Here is a 15,502-nt window from a genome sequence, read left to right as displayed (position 1 = left end):
CAGAAAATGGGCCGTATTATAGGAATTGTGAATCAAAAGGGAGGCGTCGGCAAGACGACGACAGCGGTGAATTTGGCTGCTTCCTTGGCTGCACAGAAGAAGAGCGTTTTATTGATGGACCTAGATCCGCAGGGGAACGCGAGCAGTGGTTTTGGTGTCTCGCCTTCTTCTGACGAAAAGACGGTTTATCACGTGCTTATCCGTAAAGCTAAGTTAGAGGATGTCATACGTGAGAGCTCGGTGCCTGGCCTTGACTTGGTGCCTTCTAATACGCAGCTCGCAGGTGCAGAAGTCGAATTGGTGGGGACTATCTCCCGTGAGACGCATCTGAAGCGCGTGCTGGCTGGCGTTGAGAAAAAGTACGACTATATTATATTGGACTGCCCGCCCTCTATGGGCCTGCTGACCATCAACGCCTTAACCGCCGCCAACGGGGTTATTATCCCTTTGCAGTGTGAGTATTATGCGCTTGAGGGCTTGGCGCATTTGTTGGAAACGGTTGAGTTGGTGCAAGGATCATTGAATCCACAATTGAAGATAGATGGCCTGGCGCTGACCCTGTTTGATGCCAGAAACAAGATTTGCCATCAGGTGGTTGCGGAAGCTAAGACACATTTCCCTAAGATGGTTTACAAATCTGTGATACCTAGAAATGTGCGTCTATCTGAGGCGCCAAGCCACGGGTTGCCAGCGGTCGTGTATGACCCGTCTTCGAAAGGGGCGAAAGCTTATGGGGCGCTAGCCAAAGAAGTAATTAAGCAGCATGCGAAAGGAGGGGCAAAATGAGTTCAAAAAGACAATCTGGATTGGGTAGGGGTCTGAGTTCGTTAATTCCGAAAAGCGAGCCTAAAGGCGAAACAGGACTGGTAAGCATTGCCATCGATGAGATTCGAGGCAGCGTTAACCAGCCGCGACAATATTTTGAGCAGGACGCGCTGGATGAACTGGCGTCAAGCATCAAACTTCATGGCGTCCTACAACCGATTGTGGTGCGCAAAGGTAAGGGCTACTATGAGATAGTCGCAGGCGAGCGCAGATGGCGAGCAGCGGAGCTTGCAGGCCTTCGAACGGTGCCTTGCGTTGTTTCGGATGTTGCCGATAAGGATTTGTTGACCCTAGCTCTAGTGGAAAATATTCAACGCGAAGATCTTAATGCTATTGAAGAAGCTGAGAGTTATAAACGCCTAATCGAAGAGCAGGGCCTTAGCCAAGAACAGGTGGCGAGAGCTGTCGGTAAAGAACGCAGCACAATTACCAATGCGATGCGTCTGTTGAAGCTGCCGTTGGATGTGCAAAACAGTGTGGTTTCGAAAAAACTCACGATGGGCCATGCCAGGGCTTTGCTTGGATTGGACGATCAAAATCTGATCAAGCAAATGGCCGGCGAGATCGTAGAGCAGGGCCTTAGTGTGCGCGCTGTCGAGACTTTAGTGGCGCAAAAACAGCATCAGAAGAAGCCTCTTTCTAAAAAGAAGCTGGAGTCTGGTGAAGAAAAAGAAGTGCGTAGGCGCTTAGAGCAAGTGCTTGGCACGAGAGTTGAGCTGAGAAATAACCAGGGCGAAGGCTCATTGGTCATTCATTTCGGCAGCATCGATCAACTGAACGACCTGGTAGATCAAATCACCGCACGAAAAGCATAATCTAACCCTCCCCAACGGAGTTGGAGAGGGTATAGGAGCGTTATGCCTTGACGAAGCCTTCGGCTAAGATCGGGCTGGCGGCTGCGATGGAGGCACCGGGTTGGAAGTTGGTGTAGCCTTCCTGTCTTAGGATGATTTCTAGGCCGCTTAATACCGTTAAAATATCTAAGTCGTCGAAATAGCCCAGGTGCGCGATTCGGAAAATCTTGCCCTTGAGTTGGTCCTGCCCGCCGGCGATGGTTAGGTTGGCTCTATCTCTAAGGCCGGTATACACACTGTTGCTTTTAATGCCTTCTGGGGCGTTAACGGCCGTTAGCGAGTCAGCTGGTGTGTCTGGAAATAGCGTTAGGTTGAGAGCGGCCATGGCTGCTCGTGCGGCTTTCGCCATGCGGGCATGTCTGGCGAAAATATTTTGCAAGCCCTCTTCTTGCATCATTAATAGCGCTTCTTGTAGACCTGTCATCAGGGAAATCGCTGGCGTGTACGCTGTTTGGTTGGTGGCTTGCGCTTTTCTTTCTTTGGCCAAGTCGAAATAAAAACGCGGCATTTTCGACGTTTGGTTCGCTTCCCACCCCTTAGGGCTGACTGATAGGAAAGCGAGCCCTGGAGGCAGCATGAGGGCCTTCTGTGAGCCTGTGATGAGGATGTCGATGCCGTCGCGTTCGGGGCTTATATCCCACACGCCTAGCGCGGTAATGGCGTCGACAACTAATAGACAGCCCGGACGGCTTTTCAGCATTTGGCCGACTGCTTCATAGGGGTTTCTTGAGCCGGTTGAGGTTTCGCTGGCAACACAAAATACGGCCTTGGCGTCTGGATGTTTTTCCAGAGTTTCTAAAATTTGTTCCGGTTTGGGGCTCTGGCCCCAGGGGGTATCAATCGAGACCATGTTTAGGCCGAAGGCGGTGCCCATTTTGCCCCAGCGTTCGCCGAACTTACCGTTGGAGAGATTGATAATCTTGTCTCCGGGCGAGAAAAAATTCTGGAAAGTGGCTTCGAAGGCACCCGTTCCGGAGCAAGATAGCGCCAAAACATCGTAATTGGTTTGAAACACCCACTTGAGACCTTGGATGCAATCAGCGAAAACCCTTTCAAAGGCCGGGGTTCGGTGGTGGTAAATGGAACGCGCCATGACGCTTAACACACGATCCGGCACAGGAGTTGGTCCCGGTGCAAGTAAACGATATTTCATTTTGGTCTCCTTGTAGCGCTTTTGTAGAAGTGTCAGGGCCCGACGCTACCGCATTTTTGCATCGACTTTCAACTAGGGATATTTTGAACGTGCCAGTCGGTGCCGTCGTGGAGAATTGCTTTGTTAATTCTAAGGGCAGACTTGTCGACGTAGTGCGCCAGTATCAGCTAGAACAAGATCGTTGGATGTTGATGAGTGCACACGAGGAGCCGTCGACGTTAATGGGCTGGCTGGAAAAATATTGGTTCGCGGAAAAAATATCGGTGTCATCGCTGAACGACAATCCTGGATTTGAGTTAATCCGGCTTTCTGAGGAGCAAAGAATCGCGCGAGGTTTGCCTAAAGCCTCGAATGAAATCTGTGAGTCTAATAATCCATTTGAGCTGAGATTGGATAAACTAATTTCTTGGAACAAGGGTTGCTATATTGGCCAAGAAGTTATCTCCCGGCTAAATACCTATGACAAAGTCTCACGTATTTTAGTCGCGTTTCGATGTGCACAGGAAGATTTCGAAGCTTTACGCGCTTCACCCGAGGTAAGTTCGATGGTGAGCGAGTTTGAGAGCGATGGGCCTGTGGCGCTCGCAATTGTTAAGAAAACTGCATTGACAGAAGATGGTTTCATGACTACACAAAACGGCACCAAAGTGTGGGTCGTTAGCTCAGCCCGGTAGAGCATCGGACTTTTAATCCGTTGGTCCACGGTTCGAATCCGTGACGACCCACCACTAGAATCTTACCAGCAGCGCCAGGTTGACCCGGTTTTCTGACTTGGATAGGTCGGGCTCCCAGTTTTGTATTAGTGTGGTTGGTGTGCCATGATTTCCACCTGGCGGCGTGATGCCGCCTGTGCTCGCAAAATATGGAACGCTGGCTTCTCTGTGGGTGTATTCGAGCCTAAGCGTCAAGAATTGGTTTGGCATATAGTCAAAGGTAGCAGATGCGTCCCAGGCCCAGAAATCGTCGCCTGGTTTAAGGCTAAAATAAGGGGTGCCTGAGGCTGCTGTGGCGCCATTAATTGCTGGCACTACAACCAAATATCGCCCTGGATTTTTAATTGCCCCCGTTCCTAGTGTTAGCCCCAGCTGATCTTTCCAAAACCAGAATCTGTTATAGGCCATTAGACCAGCGAAGTATTGCTCCCCGCATGCAATGCCTCCCCCGCTTTCACAGCCCAGATCCGCAGTAAGCGAAAAAGCTGCTTTACTTAGCCAGGAATTTGGATTGTCGTAATACTTATGTTGAACGCTATTGTCAGTGTGTAATCGGATCCGGCCTGGTGTGCCTGCTGTGTCGTAGCCGAAATAGTTATTGGTTACCAAGGCCCAACGATCGCCCGGTCGCCAAGAAATTTGAGCCCCAGCGCCTGGTGCCTGATTAAACATTCCATATGATTGCCAACCATTAATTAGCCAGAGCTCAAGCTTGATTTCTTCAACGGGAAACGCCTGGATGCGAACGCCGTTAAAATACCACGGCGTGTTCGAGGAAACATACGACATCTGATAAATCCAGTTCTCGTAGTTGTAGTAGCTGCACAATCCTATGTAAGACATGAATATGCCGGCATCTACGTTAACGCCTTGCCAAAGATCGAAATGGTAACCCGCATAAGCTTCTGAAATGTATCGATAGGCATCGTCGAGCTGCCATTGCCCTCGAGCTGGGCTTGGGTCGCTTCTGGGGGTCATTGTTGAGTATAGGCCGAACTGAGTCATGAGCCTGCCTCTGACGTTTTTAAAGTGGAAGTCACCACCAATGCCTAACTGTTGGACTTGAAGTTCATTGGTACGACCTGTGTTGCTGGAGCCTACTAGTGAATGGTCCGCGGGGCTGGCGAAGTCATAGACGTAATTGGCGTCGAAGATAAATTGGCCGGTAAAATATTTTGTCTCAAGCGGAAAATCTGTTTGTCGGGAGTTTCCGTTCAGCCATGAGAAATCAGGTGCAGCAAACAAAGTTGCGCAGAGGCATACCGAAATTAGAATTAGTTTCGCCATTGAGTATATTTCCACGATTTCAAATCCGTGATCCCGGCCCGTGAGCCAGGATCGAGCAAAGCCTAGTCGTTAGACTGCACCGCAAAATCTACCATTGTTGCTAACATCAAATGGTCGGATGGCGGTATGACACCATCCAACATGTCTTCAGCCAGTTTGAACGGATTGTAACGATAGATATCCTCAATGACAATTCTTGCTGTTCCTGGCACTTCACTGAAGCCTTGCCCAAAAATGTGGTCAAATCTTCCACTGAAAGGGTAGCGATTACCCAGCTTTGTAATTAAAAACTCTCTTTGTTTGTCTTCTGACAGTTGAGACTTTCCGTCTAATATCTCTTGGTGAAGCACGAAATCAGGCCCGGAAAGGGTTCCCTTTTTGAAATCGTACAAATAAAAGACAAATGAGCTGGGCAACATTGCTGATCCATCGTGATTAAGCACGTGCAAAGAGTCGTCATTCTTTTGAGTCATGCTATTCAAATCAGCTGTTTTCATATGGCTCATTAGGGTATCGAACTGTGTTTTCAAGGGCACCATGGAGTATTTGACGGTTACTTCTGTGTCTTCTTTGAGTAGTTCATCTGAGAATGAGTTGAAATCTCCCGCCAAAAGGCTTGGTTCACCTTTTGCAATTTCTCGGATTGTGGAGATCAGTTCATTGGTTGCACGAACCTTGTGTTCCCACGTTATGCCCAGGTGTGTATTAAACGTGAAAAATTCCCGGCCCTCTTTAAGGTCTTTGATCTTGGCGTATGCCACCATTTTGTGAAAATCTGTGTTTAAATTGCCCTCGTGATTTTTCACATTGTGCAGCTGCTCTGGATCCAACAGTTGTGGGTTAACCAATGAATGAGTTCCATTGTCCAAGAACTTAAAACGCCCGGGATTAATGGCGGTCATTAGCCAAAATGCCTTCTCGTTCGCGTTGTAGGGAGTTTTATGGACGTGGTAACCCTCTGCTTTGAGCGCTTCATACACCTTGTCCCAACCCTGAGGATCGATTTCTTGAAGAAATAACAGCTCGGGCTTTTCGTCCTTTATGGTCTGCATGATCGCGTTAATTCGGGTTTCCAGCTTAAAACGGCCTTCGAAAAGCCGATCAATGTTGGTTCCTTCTTCTGCGCGACGGTCGCTGTTGATGTTCCACGTGGCTACTTTGAATGGCGTGGCGAGCAATTGTAGCGCAGTCAGAAATAGAAACAGGATGCTGGTTCGTTTTATCATGATGTCCCTTTTTTATTCGTATAACAAACTGAGTATTCGCATTATTGCATTTGCTTTGTTTGCATCTTGCGCTAACGGGACGCCGACGGCTTTCTCAACTTCCGACTATCTACTTTTGCAAGGCAAGTTTATTGCCTGGTTTGCTGCAAATGCCATTGCTGGTTTGCATGAACGGCCGCGGGCTAGATTCGCGGTGATGCTTTTGTCTTCAGTTGCCGTGCCTTTTTCAGAGCAGATAAGCCTTTCTTCTTTGCAAAAAGCGTGGACTTGGTTTGTAGAAGGGGGGGGGCCAAGAGGCGAGTTCTGGGAGCATGTGAGCATTGTGGAGCCTAATGACGCCCAAGACTATGAAAGTTTCATTTTTAATGCGGTAACCAAGAAAGAACTGGATGCTGTCGTTTACCGGGCGCTGGCTCATGCCAGGAACGGTTTGAAACAATCCACCGTTTTGCTCTATGGGGAGCCTGGCACAGGAAAAACGGGTGTGGGTGAAAGCCTTGCCCGTTGGCCGCAATTCAAAGTCTACCGTGTGCCGAGTCAAGTTTTGGCAAAGGCCGCCAACTTTCGGCTCGCGGCTTCATTGTGCAGGCAAAATTTATCTAAACCTGGTCGAGTGAACGTCATTCTGGTGGACGATGCTGAGTTTTTCATGCGGGCGTTGACACCTGGCACAAGTAACTATCATTCGACGGCGCAAGAAGAGTTGGAGAGCGCGTTTAGAACGATTCTGGGTGGAGATTCGGCGCATTGTCTTTGGTTTTTTACTTCCAATCAGGTGAGCGACTTGGAGGGCGATACGCAGGGTGCTTTGAAGAGAAGGTTCAAAAACCAGGTGTGGGTCAGGGGGCCTGATGAGGCGACTTTCATGCGCATGCTACTGTCGTTCACGAAAGATGCTATCACGACTGAAAACAGGCTTCTTGGTCTGAAGCTGGCGATTGCTATAGAGGCGGAAGACAAATTTAGACAGGACCATCTCAAGGCATATTTAGGTGTCGTGCCGCCAGATAGCATCAAGCAAGTTGCAGAAAATGCGGTTCAATTAGCGGTTAATGAGGCCAAAGAGGGTGATGCGGTTGTTCGTGCGGAGCATTGGGGCTTTTTCTTTGATGCTCGTTTTCAAAGTGAAGCTTGGTTGCTTGAGCGAGCAGAAAAAGAGTATCGAGACAAGCGGCAGAAGTTGGAAAGAATGGTCGCTATAAGAGCGCTAGAAAAACAGTTAGAGGCTCCAAGAGCCGATGCTGAAAAGCCTCCAGTTTAACCTTGCCTCCGCAATGGATAAAAATTAGCTATAACATAGGCGCCGTATGCGAGAAAGGCGCTGAGACTGCATGGAGCAACCAAGGCGAGCTCGTATTTTCAATTACCCACTTAGTTCCTTCTGACCATTGCGTTTGTATGGAATAGGTCATGAGAAACGAACTTGTAGCAAGCGAAATAATTAATAATACATATTTAGGCATACATTCTTTGTCGCACTTCGATGAAATTTTTTCAACAGCCTGGGTTGTTGAGCGGAGTAACACTGGTTATGGTTTCGTTTCTTCTTATATGAAAACATTCGTATTGATGATGGGATTTCTCTTTGTTTCTGTGATTGCCGCCGAAACGACGATTGTTCAACACCCGCGCACTGATTCAAGAAATGTTGATTTCGCCTGGGGCCTTTCTTGGTCAATACCACTTGGTCTGCTTGTTTTGGTGCTTGTGCCCGAAAGCGGCTTTTTAGGTGTTATGGGCGTGGTGCTGGGCGGGGCTGTTGTCGGAGCAAGTTTTGTTGAACCAAATGAATAGGCCCGAGATTTGGGCATTGCGATTTGACATGTTAGCTTTGTTACATGAAATCGTTATTGCTACTGATATTGGTTCTGCTCGGTGGGTGTGCGAGCATGCGCGAAACTTTTCAGATGAATTATTGCAACCATGAAAGTGCTTATGCGCTCGGTCGAAATGATGCCCAGCGAAAGCGTTTGATGAATACCCAATATGCGACGCAGTGCCGCGAGGAACAAAAAGAAATTTTTAGGCGCGGCTATCGGGAAGGCTATTTGGGTATTCAAACACCGCCGGTTGAGGCGGTGAGTCAGCCGCAGGCGGCTAGTATAGCGCCTGCGCCTACTGGTGGCGATATCGATGTTCACGTGGGAGCGCCAAAAAAATTCGAATGCCATCAAAGCCGGGGCAAGAAAGAGGTGTGCGGTTACAACTGCATATTATCGCGCGGCAAATGGCATTGTGCGGATAGGCCTTAGAAGGGTGTTGATCTTTCTTGAAAACACCCGGTGAGCTCATGCTACTGTCATCGCATGAAAATATCGCTGATTGGATTTGCCTTGTATTTTTTAAGTGCCGCGATGTCACTTGCGAGCTGGCAGATTTCCTGTGAGGGACCAGAAGGCCAGAGCCTTTCGTTTTCTGAAAGCAGTATCACAGGTAAGCCACTCCTTTCGTTTCATTCAACTCAAATGTCGCTTGGCTTAGCGGGTGATCAAATCGCTGTTTGGCGCTCCGGGATACCGCTTGGCTTTTGGGTTTTTGGGACTGAAGCGCAAACGCCTGACGCGTATCGGATCCGATTTTTTGTGCCGGGTTTGGAATTGGGCGGTGGCAATTTGGGGGATGAAAAATCTTTTGATGCCCGGGTCGTTGTGGAAAAGGGAGAGGATCTCGCTAGCGGCGCAGCCATTTTTCGAATGAGCTGTACCGCTCGTGCTGTCGCTTTTTAGGCTAAAGCTCTTCTTCGGCGCTGGGTCCTTTTATCAGGGATTTGCAGGAAGGCGTTAATGCGCCTTTTTTAAATAGTGTGCCTTCTAACTCTTCCAGATCTTCTTTGAAGTGCTTGGAAATCATGTCCTGGGCTTCCATGAAAAACACCAGCAGCACCATGCCCAAGTTGGCGATGGCGTCGTTGCCTTTAAGGGTTTTTTTAACGATGTCTGTCGCCAGTTCGTAATTTCCTTCTTTGATGGCGCTGTGATAGCTTTCGAGCTGCCCTGATGCCTCGAAGGCAGTGTGAACTTGTTCCGCGGTCTTTAGGCATAGAGCGGTGAATTTTTCGTCCGACATGAAGGGCAGCGGTGCCTTCATGATATTGCCTAGCTTAACGACATATTTTTTAACCGTTGTTGCAGTGAAATCGTAGATTAGATCGAGATCTCTGGCTGAGCATTTGGCGGCAATTTTATCTAAGTGTTCGGTGCCGAATTCATCTATTGCTGTAGTTCTTATGCGATCTTCGAGATAGTTGACGAGTTTGCTATCAATACCCATCTCCGCATATCGATTTCCCATTTTGTATTCCATACTTTGAAGTATCTGATGGAAGGTGTCAGCGAGCCGGTTGCCAAATTCTCTAGAAATATCATTTATACCGTGCGCGCACAGTAGGCTGCTTGAAAGCATGAAAGCTGCCAGGGTTCTTTTTTTCATTAATCGTTCTCCTGCGGAGAACAACGCTTGGTGGCGCGGCTTTTAGTTCATGATCGGCTATTGCTCCAGCGCAACCGTGACCGTTTGACCTCTTTGCGCTGCAGCAGCTGTCGCTGTTTTGGTTCCTGAAGCGCCGGTGGTGGGTTTGGGAACCATGCTGGCCAGGAGCGTTATGCCATTGGTGGTGGCGTCGCTTCGGATATCAAAAATTTCGGTCATGCCCGTAGGAGCCGTAAACGTCGTGCCCCGGTTGATCCCATGAAAGGTGACGATCATGGTGTCGGTCACGGTTGTGGTTACCGTTGGTGCCGCCTGCGCGGTGGCGGAAGCGGTGGCGGCCGAAGCAGAGGCGTCAATGGGGTTTGTCGCGTTGGCATTTCTGAAGGTTAAAATGCCGGCTACGACGTCCTGATTTGAGTTCAAGGTGAAGGTATAAGAAGCCGGCTCTGAGCCAGAGGCAGTTTTTCGGTAGATTCTGATCACGCCGGTATTCGCGCTGGTTTGCGTTTGTGTCAACACCAAGGTCCAACCGGCGGGCGTGGTAAATGTGACCGCATTGGTACGTGCTGTGACGGCCGCTAACATGGTGTCGCCATTTTGAGTGCCCGTTGGAACGTTGACGACTAAAGAGGTGGTGCCGGTGCTAGTGCTAGTGGCGCTGGCTACCAAGAAAATAACGTCTCCGCTGTATGAGAATGTATCTGTCGAGTTACCGTAAGTGCCTGCCGCTCTGACTGTGCCCGCGGTGCGCGTGAAAGTCCAGGATGTGCCTACAAACTGCCTCGCCGGAATCGTGCTGAGCACCGCATCTAAAAATAATTGACGTTTGGCGAATTCTAGCCCGGCTCTGGAGGAATAGTAGGCTTGCGTGTTTTGCAACTGGCCTGTTCTTAAAGCTTGGTTTTCGCTGACCAATACAGGCAGGCCCATGGACATGGTACCGATAATGCCGATAGCGACCACTGCTGCAATTAATGAAGTTCCTCTCATTGTTGGCTAAACCCTTGATATTCGTTGCCGGTATTGGGCATGAATACGCGTGTGCGTAAGGTGTAGGGTAAATCGGTGGTAAGGCTAATTTCAATGCTGCGTACGTTGGCGGGTGTGGCGGTAACCACGCCGGATTGGTCGTAATAGGCAAAATTGAGGCTAGTAATATTGGAGAGTAGCAAGTCTGAGTTCCGATATAAACCGCCTGCGTAGCTATAGTAGAGAATGGTAGTTCCTACCGGGTATTGAAAGACCACATATGTAGCAGCGATGTTGGTTAATTGAGCGCTGGCTGGCAAGAGCCTTAACTCGCGAATCATGCGCTCCATGGCGTTTCGAGCTTCGGTAACACCTTGTCTTCGCGTGGTAATTAAGACGTAGTTATCGACTGCTGCCTTAATGCCAGGTGCTACCGCAAAAGCGATAACGCCTAAAATGGCGATGCTTAAAACGAGCTCGACAATGGTAAATCCGCGTTTCATGAACCCAATAGCTGCAAATCGCCTGAGCCGCCAAAGTTGAATTCTGTCTCCAATTTGACGTCTGCGATTAAAATAATTTCAGGGGCTACCCAGGCCTTCTTTTCTTCTTCCACCATGTTCAATCCAACTGACATATCGGGCCAAGAAAAAGGCTCTAAGCCAGACAGTCCGATATTCTCCCTTCGTTTCACGCAAGCCTACCTCAAGTTTGGGCCAAGTTTCAATCATTCCCGAAAGGCGCGCAGCATCTACTAACGGAGATACGGTGGGACAAACCGCCAACTGGGCCCATTCTTCTTTCATTTGATGGTACGTCTCGTCTATCTTAATTGGCCAGTGAGATAGTTGGTCCCCTTTGTCGACTCGAAGCCTTATCTCTTCTGACAGAAAGCCTTTCATTGATCGGCGAATCAAACTGCGGTTCATGCCTTTGCTTACAAATTGGTTGTTCGGTAAGCCAAGGCAGAATTCGACCAAGGCTTGATCGTGCGTGGGATCACGGACTTCGATGCCCCAGATCGCTCTTTCTGCACTAAAGAAAGCCAGCGCCTCTTGGACGAGGCCGCCGCTGACCATGGCCATCCGAGGATTTTGTAGGCGCCAGTGGTGCCTGTGAAAGATTTCTTTTTTTGCGCTCGCTGCCTTTTCAGAAATGGCGCATTGCTTAAGGGCCTCAGCCCAGGGCCGACCCAGCCAGTTGGTGCTTTGGCGCGCGAGGCGCCCTAGCTGTTGTTTTACGGTGTGGCCATGCCAAGAAATTGTCGCATTTCCCATGGCGCCACTTAAAAGAGTTCTAACGTTGTTTTTTGCCGCGGCTTCGAAAATTTCGTCCGTCCAAACACGGTTCCACGGATTTAGGGGCGGTCCGTCCAAATAGGGGTAACTGTCATTCAGGTTTGAAAATAGGTTTTTATTTTCGGAGCGCAGAATGGTTGGTTTTAGATTTGGATTTTTTCGAGTCAGCGACAGAACGTGGTGGGTATCATCTAGATTCCAACCAGGTTTTTGTTGTCCAGTAAAGCCAATGGGGGGAAATGCGCTATAGGTATGGATCGTTTGTCCCATTTGCGCGGCAAGGGCAGCCACAGAGGACGAGTCCAGGCCACCACTCAAATGGGCGCCTATGGGATACAGACTTCGAGACCGGCTTTTGATGGCGCTGGCAAATAGTTCTAAAAAGGCTTCTTCGTAATCTTGAGGCTTGGCAAAGTGAATCGGTTTAATGATGGGCCAATGACTGAATTTTTTGGTCGTGAGCTGTCCTCTGGTTAGGTGCAAGCTGTGGCCAGGGGCAAGACGATGGATATCTTGATAAAATGTTTGCTCGGGTGCGGAACTCATGAGCATCAGAAATTCCGAGGCCTTGTCTTGATTGGCGCGTTGCCTGATTTCCGGCAACGAAGTTAAGGCACGGATGGTGGTGGCAAAGGCCAAAAACTTTCCTGGACGGTAGGTGTAGTATAAAAGTCGCTGCCCTACCGCGTCTCTGAGGCAGGTTAGCTCGCCAGAAGCATTGTCCCAAAGGGCGAGGGCAAAATCGCCCCGCAAATTTTTGAAACCTTCGACGCCGTGTTTTTTAAAAGTATTTAGAGCGAAATCTGCATCGCTGCCTTCAAATTCACCATCCAGGCGAATGTCGTGCAGATAGCCGGCATGTGGTTTGTGGTTTTTTGATTCGGGTGTGTTGTAACGCACCAGTTGAACAAATCTGGCGCGGTGGTCCCCAAAAAAATGTTGCTCGTCTGGTTGGTAGCGAACCAGATTTTCCGCCATATAGTGTATTTTTTGCTCGAGTACAGCTTGGCTGCTGAGTGAAATGTAACCTGCGAAGGCATTCATGCGGCTGATTATACAAAGCTGCTGTTTAAATTGGTGTGATTCGCTAATCAATTTCAATGAGAGAGCCCAACGGTATCTGGCCGGTGAAATCGTAGAGTACGGTTAAGCTCAGACTTTCAAGGTTAAATGTGAACAAAACGCCTTTATCTGACGCGCCACCAGCGCTTGTCAGCCCGTAGAGGGCTCCGTCGCTTGCTGCACGCACCAGGCTGTCTTCGGGCGTTGAGCCGTGAACATTGTCGAAATTGTACTTAACTTGATATGCTGGCGTGGCACCAGGCTCAAAGCTGAACAAAACGCCTTTATCGGACGTGCCGCCGGCGCTGGTCAGTCCGTAAAGCTGCTCGCCAACCAAAAGGAGAGAGCCCTTGGGGTACGATCCTGTGGTGTCGGTAAAATCATATAGATCGGTGTAAGTTTTGGTGTCGGTGTTAAAGCTGAACAATACACCACATCCGTTGGCGCCACCTTGATATGTCAGCCCATATAATAGTCCGTCTGCCCCCTGGATCAACCTTCCTCGTGGATTAGCACCGCTGGTTGGATCAAAAGTCCATTCTTTTTGATAGGTTCTGCTGCCCAGATCAAAAGAGTAAAGCGTCCCTGCGCCATTGAGACCGCCGGCATAGGCGTAGCCATACAGCTTTCCGTCGGCTGACTCGATGAGAGCGCCATAGGGATTGCTGCCATCCGATTCAGCGGCATCGAATTCATGGACTACCGTGTAAACATCGCCCGCTGGATCAAATTCGAAGATAACCCCATTTCCTGTATTACCGCCGCCGGTAGCGAGGCCCACCAGCTTGCCATTTTGAACCTGAATGAGCGATCCTTTGGGAAGTGCGCCGTCTGTATCCGCAAACTCGTGTTTAATGCGGTACTCGCCCGAGCTTGGATCTAGTTGAAACAAGACACCAAAGCCATGCGAGCCGCCAACACTATGAAGTCCGTACAGTTTGCCATCAGAGGCTTTGAGCATTGCCCCATAAGGTTCTTGGCCCTTGGATGGATCTAAGTTTTGAATGCTTTCAAAGCTGCCGCCGCCTGTGGGGATGCTAAACAAGCTGGTGCCAGTGCTTCCCACGAGCCGATGGTATTGTTGTGGATTTACGGGAGGCGAAGTGGGATTTGAAGCAGGGCTGTCGCCCGATCCTGTATCGCCATTGAGAGACGAAGCTGACTGCTGCCGCGTGCAACTGGTAGCACTGACGAGCAAGATGGCGGCAATCAGCTTCAACATAAGGTTTTTACTTCCTGCCCCAACCCCGGCCCCATGAGCCGTGGTTGCCGTTGTTGCTTGGGCGTCCATGACGACCATTGCGTCTATCGTCATTGTCACCGCAAGAGGGCTTGCTGTGGCTTCTGGTTTTCACATCTTCGATATCCAAAACCTTGGTTGGTACGCATAGTTCGCGGTCTGATTTAAACTTAACTGTTTCGCTAATGAACTGATCGGTAAGCAAAACGCTCACGTACTCTTTCAAGCTGCTACGTCTTTGAATATCGTAACAAACCAGATTATTTTGAGCACTTTGGTTAGATTCTAACACGGTGCCGTCTGACAACTTGACGTTCACTGGCACGCAAAACTGAGTTGCTTTTCTTAAGTCATAACCTAGAGCTGGCGTGATTGCGCTATTGGCCAGTGTCACGTCTAAGTCATCATGATGATAGCGAAGACCATGGTATTTTTTGCCATGCCTATAGTCACAGCGCGACGAGCCTTTAGCAGGACCTTTTTCATCAAAGCCTTTATGCGAATAACCTTGGTTAATATCATAACAGACATAGTAGCTGCCTACGCCAGGCGTAGTAGAGCCTACGCTGGTAGGTGCCAGCAACGTGGTAGGTCTGGATATGGTGTATTGAGCGTTTAAGGTCTCAAAAATATTTTCGAATTTAACCTTTTTAGAGTTGTTTGAGTAAGAGCCACTCAAAGGATAGACATTGTATTGAAGCTGTCTATTGTTGATATTAACCGTGCTGGTTCCGTAGACTATTTGAGTAGGCAACGCGACATCGCTTAGGTCTTTAATGCTGTAAACGTTATCTATGTCAAAATCATCATTTTTCAGGGCAACTCGATTGGTTTTTGGATTGCTGCTGCTACTACGGCCAATATCTTTAAACAGCATGTAATAATCAGCTGTGTCAGGTAAATTAACGGTACCGTTAGAAATATAAACAACTTTATCTAAACCTAAAACGCTCGGGAAATTGCAGTCAGCTTCGTTATGTGAGTTCGCTACGATGGCGTAAGTGCCTGAAAGGGTAAACGTGTAGTTCAGCAGTGTCCAACCTGAGTTTCCGGTTAGAACGTCACCGTAGAAAAGCTGTAAGTTGTCGTTGTTGGGAAATTCTAGGATGATCGAGCCACTATCGTTATAGGGCATCGAGTCCACTGGCTCAAAATAGGTCCAAATTTGAATCTGATCGCCAGCAACAGCTTCAAAAGACTGACGGATGCTGTTATCTCTACAGCCAGCAGGAATAGCTGCGAAATATTCGCCCCCCACCGGGATATAATTGGTGTTGGTTTTGACAACCACCTGGGCATCGCGTCCGACTAAGTCATCGCTGATGGTCCAGTCAGATAGGCTGCCAGTTTCAAAGCCTGGATTTAGAATAATATCTTCGGCAAAGGCAAATCCTGCGCCAAGGGTCAAAATAGCAAAAAAATAAGTTAATTTATACATACTTAGCT

16 protein-coding genes and 1 tRNA gene are annotated in these 15,502 nt (G+C 48.9%); 8 read left to right on the top strand and 9 right to left on the bottom strand.

Going from position 1 to position 15,502, the window contains the following annotated elements; translation table 11 throughout:
• Window positions 1–6 precede the first annotated feature (6 nt).
• Complete coding sequence (locus tag V4534_06545) at window positions 7–786, top strand: AAA family ATPase (GenBank protein MES2504520.1); 780 nt, start codon at window positions 7–9, stop codon at window positions 784–786.
• Window positions 783–1,640 (top strand): ParB/RepB/Spo0J family partition protein, encoded by an 858-nt coding sequence (locus V4534_06540; protein MES2504519.1) that lies wholly within the window; start codon window positions 783–785, stop codon window positions 1,638–1,640. Before V4534_06545 ends, V4534_06540 begins: the two co-directional genes overlap by 4 nt.
• Window positions 1,641–1,680: 40 nt before the next feature.
• Here V4534_06540 and V4534_06535 read toward each other — a convergent pair whose 3' ends face one another.
• Window positions 1,681–2,832, bottom strand: coding sequence for an alanine--glyoxylate aminotransferase family protein (locus V4534_06535; protein MES2504518.1), 1,152 nt, complete (start codon window positions 2,830–2,832; stop codon window positions 1,681–1,683).
• Between V4534_06535 and V4534_06530 the strand changes: the two genes are divergently transcribed.
• Both V4534_06530 and V4534_06525 read left to right on the top strand, forming a co-directional pair.
• Complete coding sequence (locus V4534_06530; GenBank protein MES2504517.1) at window positions 2,811–3,506, top strand: hypothetical protein; 696 nt, start codon at window positions 2,811–2,813, stop codon at window positions 3,504–3,506. The genes V4534_06535 and V4534_06530 overlap by 22 nt on opposite strands.
• Window positions 3,484–3,560, top strand: a tRNA-Lys gene (locus tag V4534_06525). Before V4534_06530 ends, V4534_06525 begins: the two co-directional genes overlap by 23 nt.
• On the opposite strand, the gene V4534_06520 is transcribed toward V4534_06525, so the two are convergent.
• On the bottom strand, window positions 3,561–4,832 hold the full coding sequence (locus V4534_06520) for an outer membrane beta-barrel protein (GenBank protein MES2504516.1): 1,272 nt from the start codon (window positions 4,830–4,832) through the stop codon (window positions 3,561–3,563). It lies immediately after the preceding tRNA gene.
• A 62-nt stretch (window positions 4,833–4,894) separates the two neighbouring features.
• Window positions 4,895–6,058, bottom strand: coding sequence for an endonuclease/exonuclease/phosphatase family protein (locus V4534_06515; GenBank protein ID MES2504515.1), 1,164 nt, complete (start codon window positions 6,056–6,058; stop codon window positions 4,895–4,897).
• Here V4534_06515 and V4534_06510 point away from each other — a divergent pair.
• From V4534_06510 to V4534_06495, 4 genes are all read left to right on the top strand, one after another.
• On the top strand, window positions 6,039–7,319 hold the full coding sequence (locus V4534_06510) for an AAA family ATPase (GenBank protein MES2504514.1): 1,281 nt from the start codon (window positions 6,039–6,041) through the stop codon (window positions 7,317–7,319). The genes V4534_06515 and V4534_06510 overlap by 20 nt on opposite strands.
• A 149-nt stretch (window positions 7,320–7,468) precedes the next feature.
• Window positions 7,469–7,852, top strand: coding sequence for a hypothetical protein (locus tag V4534_06505; GenBank protein ID MES2504513.1), 384 nt, complete (start codon window positions 7,469–7,471; stop codon window positions 7,850–7,852).
• Window positions 7,853–7,896: 44 nt separating this feature from the next.
• The gene (locus V4534_06500) at window positions 7,897–8,310 is read left to right on the top strand and encodes a hypothetical protein (GenBank protein ID MES2504512.1); all 414 of its coding nucleotides are present in this window, start codon (window positions 7,897–7,899) and stop codon (window positions 8,308–8,310) included.
• A 54-nt stretch (window positions 8,311–8,364) separates the two neighbouring features.
• The gene (locus V4534_06495; protein ID MES2504511.1) at window positions 8,365–8,784 is read left to right on the top strand and encodes a hypothetical protein; all 420 of its coding nucleotides are present in this window, start codon (window positions 8,365–8,367) and stop codon (window positions 8,782–8,784) included.
• A gap of 1 nt (window position 8,785) precedes the next feature.
• Here the strand turns inward: V4534_06495 and V4534_06490 are convergent, their stop codons facing one another.
• From V4534_06490 to V4534_06465, 6 genes are all read right to left on the bottom strand, one after another.
• The gene (locus V4534_06490; GenBank protein ID MES2504510.1) at window positions 8,786–9,487 is read right to left on the bottom strand and encodes a hypothetical protein; all 702 of its coding nucleotides are present in this window, start codon (window positions 9,485–9,487) and stop codon (window positions 8,786–8,788) included.
• A 57-nt stretch (window positions 9,488–9,544) separates the two neighbouring features.
• Complete coding sequence (locus V4534_06485) at window positions 9,545–10,477, bottom strand: hypothetical protein (protein MES2504509.1); 933 nt, start codon at window positions 10,475–10,477, stop codon at window positions 9,545–9,547.
• Entirely contained in the window at window positions 10,474–10,959 is a 486-nt protein-coding gene (locus V4534_06480; protein ID MES2504508.1) for a type II secretion system protein, read from the bottom strand. Before V4534_06480 ends, V4534_06485 begins: the two co-directional genes overlap by 4 nt.
• A 78-nt stretch (window positions 10,960–11,037) precedes the next feature.
• Window positions 11,038–12,798, bottom strand: coding sequence for an asparagine synthase-related protein (locus tag V4534_06475; GenBank protein MES2504507.1), 1,761 nt, complete (start codon window positions 12,796–12,798; stop codon window positions 11,038–11,040).
• A 43-nt stretch (window positions 12,799–12,841) separates the two neighbouring features.
• Window positions 12,842–14,038 (bottom strand): choice-of-anchor tandem repeat GloVer-containing protein, encoded by a 1,197-nt coding sequence (locus tag V4534_06470; protein MES2504506.1) that lies wholly within the window; start codon window positions 14,036–14,038, stop codon window positions 12,842–12,844.
• 7 nt (window positions 14,039–14,045) lie between these two features.
• Complete coding sequence (locus V4534_06465; GenBank protein MES2504505.1) at window positions 14,046–15,494, bottom strand: hypothetical protein; 1,449 nt, start codon at window positions 15,492–15,494, stop codon at window positions 14,046–14,048.
• Window positions 15,495–15,502 lie beyond the last annotated feature (8 nt).

It is taken from the genome of Myxococcota bacterium (genome assembly GCA_040387835.1).
Taxonomy (GTDB): Bacteria; Myxococcota; UBA727; order UBA727; family JABDBI01; genus JAZKCZ01.
Note: the sequence above shows the minus strand (reverse complement) of the source record. Positions and strands in the feature narration are given on the sequence as shown.